Consider the following 7178-nt stretch of genomic DNA (forward strand, 5'->3'; position numbering starts at 1 on the left):
GCCGACCCAGCGGATCGTAGGACAGCGTGCCCGACCCTTGCGCATGGCTGTAGCCGGTGAGGAAGTTCTCGCTCGAATAACCGAACGTATCGCCGCCCGAACCGGTCAGATTACCGCGCGCATCGTGGCCAAGGGCGGTCGATCCAGCGCGATCTTCAGGGTCTAGTTGACACAGTAGAAGCGTGGGATATTTTCCAGCAATGGCAACGGCTTGGAGCGCGATTGAGCCACTCTGACCCGCGATTTTGGCACCGACCCGGTAGTGGGTCAGAAAATGCCACACGCCAAAATCGGCTGTAAAATGCTGACCTCGCTACATTTTCCATGCGGCACCCGCTGCGTACGGTGTGCTCGCCAGATTCCAACATTGCATAGCCGCGATCCGGTGAACTAGCCGGGCCGTTCAATCGGGCGCATTGGTGAGGGTGTCAGACCGATTTTTCTCCGCACCTGCTACATACAGAGCGAAATAAAGGACCGCCAATGGAGCCAGGGCAAATGCATAAAGGCCATCAGATGTGATTATCAGCGCAGGTATCAGCAAACACATGAGTCCGATTAGGATAAATCGCGCCTTATGGAATTTGCGGATCACCATATCTTCGCCGTGAACAGCGGACAGCAGTACCTCCATCTGTCGCCGTGAGGCCCAATCCCATAGTGCAAGAATGACTAAGCTTGCGATCGCATAGAGGAGAAAATTCACCGACATTGGCCGCTTCCCGCCGCACTTGTCGCATTGCTAACGGCATTGCCGATTGCATCGAAAGCTAGGTCTTCTGAACGCGAAGTCGCTCGTGCGGCCCTCTGCGCAGTTCGCAATCCTGTCGCAACCGTGCCTCCAGCGATAACTCCGACTGCGTTCGCTCCAGCGGCGGACCAATTGCCATCCACCCCGTGCGCAACAAAGGAAGACAGACGAGAGCCGATACCCGCTCCAATCGCCACACCTCCTGCCACAGCACCTCCAATCCCTGTCGGAGCCAATCCAATCGCAGCAGCACCGGCTACAAAACTCGTTCCATCGGCGGCAAGAGCGGCATTCTCTGCGCGAGCCGCTAATCTTGCTGCGTAGGATGGGGTGAGTGGGCAAACTGGCTCCTCCTTTTGTGGCGATGAAGCGTCTAAAGATCCTTCAAGTATGCTGCGACAAAGATCGCTCCGAAGCTCAAAACCAGAAAGGCAGTGCCCCAAGCCACGCCTTTTTTGCGAGCGATGAAAAATGCCGTCACAAATAGACTGAGGATTATCGCGAAAGATAATATAAGGCCTTCAAGGGATATTGGCATCTTACCGACCCTGTGCTCCTCTGTATGCGCGTGACGACTCCCCTCGCACCAACCTCTCAATTAACAATCCAACGCCATAGCTAAAGCCGACCGAATAGCAGGGTCCGATGGTGACGTAATAGGCTCCGTCCGCGCACACTGTTGTTATGTCAGCGATAAGCTTGACGTCGCACCCCGCCTTCGATTTTCCGGGAGTCGCATAGCATATGTCGTGGCGACGGCACGCTTCGCCCCAGTTCCCGTCTGGAACATTTGTAGTACTTCCACAATAGTCGATTGGCGGTTTCTCATCCTCCTCCTTTTTCGGCTCTTCTTTTTTCGGCGGGCGACGTCCACCTCCACCAGGACCAAATGGACCGGACGGGGGACCAGAAGGCCCGCGCGAACGGGGCGGGGGACCGCCGCCGCCGCCTTCTTCAGTCTTGCAGTGAACAACGATCACGTTCTCGGTGACTGCCCCCCCCCGACTCCCCTGAACACAACCCCAACGGATCGACCATGTTCACCGGATCGCCGCCGACATAAGCGTACATGTTCATCCCGTCGGCATAGCCGATCGGATCGGTCTGCATGAACCGGCCGAGCGTGGGCGAATACATACGGGCCTTGTAATAGTAGAGGCCCAGTTCCGGCAACCATGTCTGCCCGGTATAGCGGAACCGCCCCAGCCCGCCCGTGCCCGGAATGCCGTATTCATCGTAGCTGTTGATCGTCAGCATCGCGCCCGAGGCATTGCTCACCGCAATCACGCTGCCCCGTTCGTCCTTGTGCAGATAGCGCCGACCGGCCGTCCCCGCGCCTTCGTACCAGACCAGCGGATTGTCGATCCCGGGGCCATGGACATAACGCCGCAGCAGCGTGCCCGAGGCATTGTATTCCCCGATCATATCGATCCCGTCATAGGCGAAGCGCGTATCGACCTGCGGCGCGGTATAGCGATAGAGCCGACCCAGCGGATCGTAGGACAGCGTGCCCGACCCTTGCCCATGGCTATAGCCGGTGAGGAAGTTCTCGCTCGAATAACCGAACGTATCGCCGCCCGAACCGGTCAGATTACCGCGCGCATCGTGGCCAAGGGCGGTCGATCCGACCTGCGTGTACTGATTGCGTCCATTCACCGTATAAGGCCGGTCGGCATTGGCGAGCGCGTTGAACACGTAACTGTCGTTCGACTGCGTCGTCTGCGCGATCTGTCCGGCGGGATTGTAGGCAAAGCCGCGTGTGTTGTCCGCTGAGCTACCCACGAGATTGGTCACCAGCGAACTCAAGCGCCCGAGCGGATCAAGCGCGACCGATTGCGAAGTCCCGTTGGCATAGGTCAGACCGGTCGGTTCACCGGCGCTGTCGGTGTGCGCCCTAAGGCTTTCCGTACTGCGAGGGCCGATCCGGTTACTGAGCCGGATCGTTCGGTGAGAACTTCACCGCTTTTAGCTATCGGCGATTCAAGAAGTACCTTTATCGACCTTCTGACGAACCGGCATTTGCGAAAGTGGCACTAGGGCAACAGCCAATAAGGTGAGGGAGACCCAAGAAACCGCAGACACAGCCTCCCCTATCGAAATCAGGCGATACAACTGTAGGGCGGAAAAAGATATGGGTACAAAAATAATAAAGAATGTTGTCCACTTGAGAGTTTTCGTGGTCCATACTATCAGAAGAACCGAAAACCCTAAAATCACTACGGTAGATAAAAGCCTATCAGGCTCTAGACCGTAATATCCAGTATGAACAAGCGCTCTTGATGCGACCACAAGAGTGATGAAGGTCACTTTCGAGAACTGCGATAAATTTTCAAATATCACGCGCATTCCTCTAGTATTTTAATCATACGACTGTCTCTGTTCGTCATGCGGGCAGATATGAAAGCCACATCGCTTTGATTAATATTTATAATTATAGTTCTATCCTTAGATATCAATACGATATCTTTGCTAGGTGGGCCTCCATAAATGGTCGATCGCCCTATATACTGGATCGGATTCCCAGAATCGCTTCCGCTTGATCGGACTACACAATCTGCAAAGTCATAATTTCTCTTTTCCGATTTCATTTTAAAGGTATAATCATGCCGAAAAAATGGGCTGCGCGAGTGTTCATTGTAAACACACACCGTAGCAATAAACGCCATCACAGCGAATATCACGATGGGAGGTCTTTTAAGACCACGCTTCGCCATCTCAATTCGACATGCAGTTCGCAAAATTACTTATCGTCGCTGCACTGGCTCCAAGAACACCAGCTCCTGCTGCTCCTGCCAAAACACCGTTGCCCCCCCCCTATCCGCCCAAGTTCGGACCCAAGCCCTATGAGACCGACCACAGTATCGGCCTGTTCCTGTGACAGGCCACTCTCCGCTCGGCATCGATTTACCTTTTTTCGATATCTCTCCACCCGCGAAAAAATGTATCGTCCGAAATCTCCGAAGGGGTCCAATTCAATTTCATCCGTATAAGGATTACGACGAGGCGTAACGACGATGACGTTGTCATCAATTTGCGGCGATGGTAATAGCACTGCATCAGCCTATTTTCCGAACTCAGCCCGTTGCAAGCCAAGCGTTCGCCGCTCCTGCGATGACAAGTAAAACAATGAAAACGAAGACAGCTTTCCAGCTCCGTTTTACAGCAGAGATAATCAGACCTATTATGGCAACTGAGTAAAGCAAAGCAGCGATGAATTCGAAAGGTGATAAAGGCATCCTAATTTCCTTGTGCACGATTATAAGCTCTGCGCGAAGGCGACCAGGGGTTCCAAATGCCATCTACAAAAAGCAACCCACCATATAATAGCGCAGGAAGTGCGCAGAAGCTGTTGGCAACAGGTATGATCTTTGAAGAGCATATTGTATTAATGTCTAAGGCAAGTTTGACGTCGCAACCTTCTTTGTTTGCGCCGGGCTTAGCGTAGCATTGGTCATGTGTTTTGCACGCTTCGGCCCAATTCCCCTCTGGAACGCCCTCTGACCCCGTACTTCCGCACCAGTCTTGCGCGGGAGGAGTCTCATTTTGCGGCGGGGGCGGAGGCGGCGCTCCTCCGACACTTCCCTGTCCCGTGTCGATGACGCGTCCATTGCCGCCGAACCCAAGGGCAGCGGTGTTTCCACATACGCTACAGCTCGCTTGCCAGCGGCGGCCGGTGACGACAATAACATTTCCGCCACCACCACCACCACCACCACCACGGGTGCCAGTTACGACGATGACACTTCCGCCGCCGCCACCACTGCCGCCGTCGTCAGTCGCACATTCACCCTTTACCCCGTTTTCGGTGGATCCCGCACTTTCTTTGCCGCACAATCCCAGCGGATCGACCATGTTCACCGGATCGCCGCCGACATAGGCGTACATGTTCATCCCGTCGGCATAGCCGATCGGATCGGTCTGCATGAACCGGCCGAGCGTGGGCGAATACATACGGGCCTTGTAATAGTAGAGGCCCAGTTCCGGCAACCATGTCTGCCCGGTATAGCGGAACCGCCCCAGCCCGCCCGTGCCCGGAATGCCGTATTCATCGTAGCTGTTGATCGCCAGCATCGCGCCCGAGGCATTGCTCACCGCAATCACGCTGCCCCGTTCGTCCTTGTGCAGATAGCGCCGACCGGCCGTTCCCGCGCCTTCGTACCAGACCAGCGGATTGTCGATTCCGGGGCCGTGGACATAACGGCGCAGCAGCGTGCCAGAGGCATTGTATTCCCCGATCATATCGACGCCGTCATAGGCGAAGCGCGTATCGACCTGCGGCGCGGTATAGCGATAGAGCCGACCCAGCGGATCGTAGGACAGCGTGCCCGACCCTTGCGCATGGCTGTAGCTGGTGAGGAAGTTCTCGCTCGAATAACCGAACGTATCGCCGCCCGAACCGGTCAGATTACCGCGCGCATCGTGGCCAAGGGCGGTCGATCCGACCTGCGTGTACTGATTGCGTCCATTCACCGTATAGGGCCGGTCGGCATTGGCGAGCGCGTTGAACGCGTAACTGTCGTTCGACTGCGTCGTCTGCGCGATCTGTCCGGCGGGATTGTAGGCAAAGCCGCGTGTGTTGTCCGCTGAGCTACCCACGAGATTGGTCACCAGCGAACTCAAGCGCCCGAGCGGATCAAGCGCAACCGATTGCGAGGTGCCGTTGGCATAGGTCAGGCCGGTCGGTTCACCGGCGCTATCGGTGTGCGCCCTAAGGCTTCCCCATTGCGAACGACGATCCGGTCACTCGACCGGATCGCTCAATGCAGGGCATTTGTACTCCTAACCATCGGTAATTTTCTGCTCGTGAGCTAGCATCTGCTCACCACAAACGGGGCATTTGTCCAGGACTTCGAGGTCGAACCCTTTTATGTAAGGTGCAATCCTATGATCGTAGATTGCCGTCCCGCAATTGCTGCATCTTATTGTCAGAAGAAACAGGATCAGCAGCGCAGCCGGAATGAACAGGAAGAATGACCTGAATATCATGAACTCGATCAACCCGCCCAGCGAGAGCGCGAATGCAAGTTTCAGAAGAAGGCGGGCTGTCGTAGCGGATTTAATCATTAGCAACTCGGGAGAAGCTGAAAGGCCGTCCCGCCTCTCGCCGTCAGATTTGCATTAGCGGTAGCACCTACACCGGCGCGGGTGCCTGCGTTCACACCGTTGAAGCTCGGATTGATGCCTGAACTATCGATGATCGTTCCGGCGACGCCAACGCGAGCTGGGCCGAGTGCAGCATTGGCGTTCGCACCTACGCTGCCAAAGAATGGGTCGCTTGAGACGCCTCGACCTGTGTTTCCGGTCACGGCTGTCGAGAACCCGATTCCGACCCCGACGTTGAGACCGCCTGTAATAGAAATTCGCCCGGTGCTCGGATCGAATGCAATTTCGCCCGTAACTCCGCCCCCAAGACCAGCATATCCCGAGCCGGTTACGCCGCCACCGAATGAGGGTAGCGAACAGTAAGCATCCTTCAAATCATCCAGCAGCCCATCATTTTGCGGCTCTTCTTTTTTCGGCGGTGGAGCACCTCCACCTCCACCAGGACCAAATGGACCGGACGGGGGACCAGAAGGCCCGCGTGAACGTGGCGGGGGACCGCCGCCACCGCCACCGCCACCGCCACCGCCGTCGTCACAATATGTTACAGCAGGCGAGATTTCCCCGGCACTATTTACCCCAGGTCCAATCGTCACACAACTAAGCCCCATCGGATCAACCATGTTCACCGGATCGCCGCCGACATAGGCGTACATGTTCATCCCGTCGGCATAGCCGATCGGATCGGTCTGCATGAACCGGCCGAGCGTGGGCGAATACATACGGGCCTTGTAATAGTAGAGGCCCAGTTCCGGCAACCATGTCTGCCCGGTATAGCGGAACCGCCCCAGCCCGCCCGTGCCCGGAATGCCGTGTTCATCGTAGCTGTTGATCGCCAGCATCGCGCCCGAGGCATTGCTCACCGCAATCACGCTGCCCCGTTCGTCCTTGTGCAGATAGCGCCGACCGGCCGTCCCCGCGCCTTCGTACCAGACCAGCGGGTTGTCGATCCCGGGGCCGTGGACATAACGCCGCAGCAGCGTGCCCGAGGCATTGTATTCCCCGATCATATCGATACCGTCATAGGCGAAGCGCGTATCGACCTGCGGCGCGGTATAGCGATAGAGCCGACCCAGCGGATCGTAGGACAGCGTGCCCGACCCTTGCGCATGGCTGTAGCTGGTGAGGAAGTTCTCGCTCGAATAACCGAACGTATCGCCGCCCGAACCGGTCAGATTACCGCGCGCATCGTGGCCAAGGGCGGTCGATCCGACCTGCGTGTACTGATTGCGTCCATTCACCGTATAGGGCCGGTCGGCATTGGCGAGCGCGTTGAACGCGTAACTGTCGTTCGACTGCGTCGTCTGCGCGATCTGTCCGGCGGGAT

Annotated in this window: 4 protein-coding genes and 1 pseudogene; all 5 read right to left on the reverse strand. The window is 56.6% G+C overall.

What is annotated here, in order from left to right; all coding sequences use genetic code 11:
* Positions 1-283: pseudogene (locus L5849_RS14560) on the reverse strand (hypothetical protein); the annotation flags it as partial.
* A gap of 120 nt (positions 284-403) precedes the next feature.
* Entirely contained in the window at positions 404-712 is a 309-nt protein-coding gene (locus L5849_RS14565; RefSeq protein ID WP_236926147.1) for a hypothetical protein, read from the reverse strand.
* Positions 713-1705: 993 nt separating this feature from the next.
* Positions 1706-2545, reverse strand: coding sequence for an RHS repeat-associated core domain-containing protein (locus tag L5849_RS16180; protein WP_236926148.1), 840 nt, complete (start codon positions 2543-2545; stop codon positions 1706-1708).
* 1443 nt (positions 2546-3988) lie between these two features.
* The gene (locus L5849_RS15990) at positions 3989-5359 is read right to left on the reverse strand and encodes an RHS repeat-associated core domain-containing protein (RefSeq protein ID WP_236926149.1); all 1371 of its coding nucleotides are present in this window, start codon (positions 5357-5359) and stop codon (positions 3989-3991) included.
* 455 nt (positions 5360-5814) lie between these two features.
* The coding region (locus tag L5849_RS14580) for an RHS repeat-associated core domain-containing protein (protein ID WP_236926150.1) at positions 5815-7178 on the reverse strand (1364 nt) is incomplete at its 5' end.

The organism is Erythrobacter sp. SN021 (assembly GCF_021864455.1).

Coding starts and splice junctions, on each gene's coding strand:
- L5849_RS14565 (WP_236926147.1), bottom strand. CDS start 712: ATGTCGGTGAATTTTCTCCTCTATGCGATCGCAAGCTTAGTCATTCTT.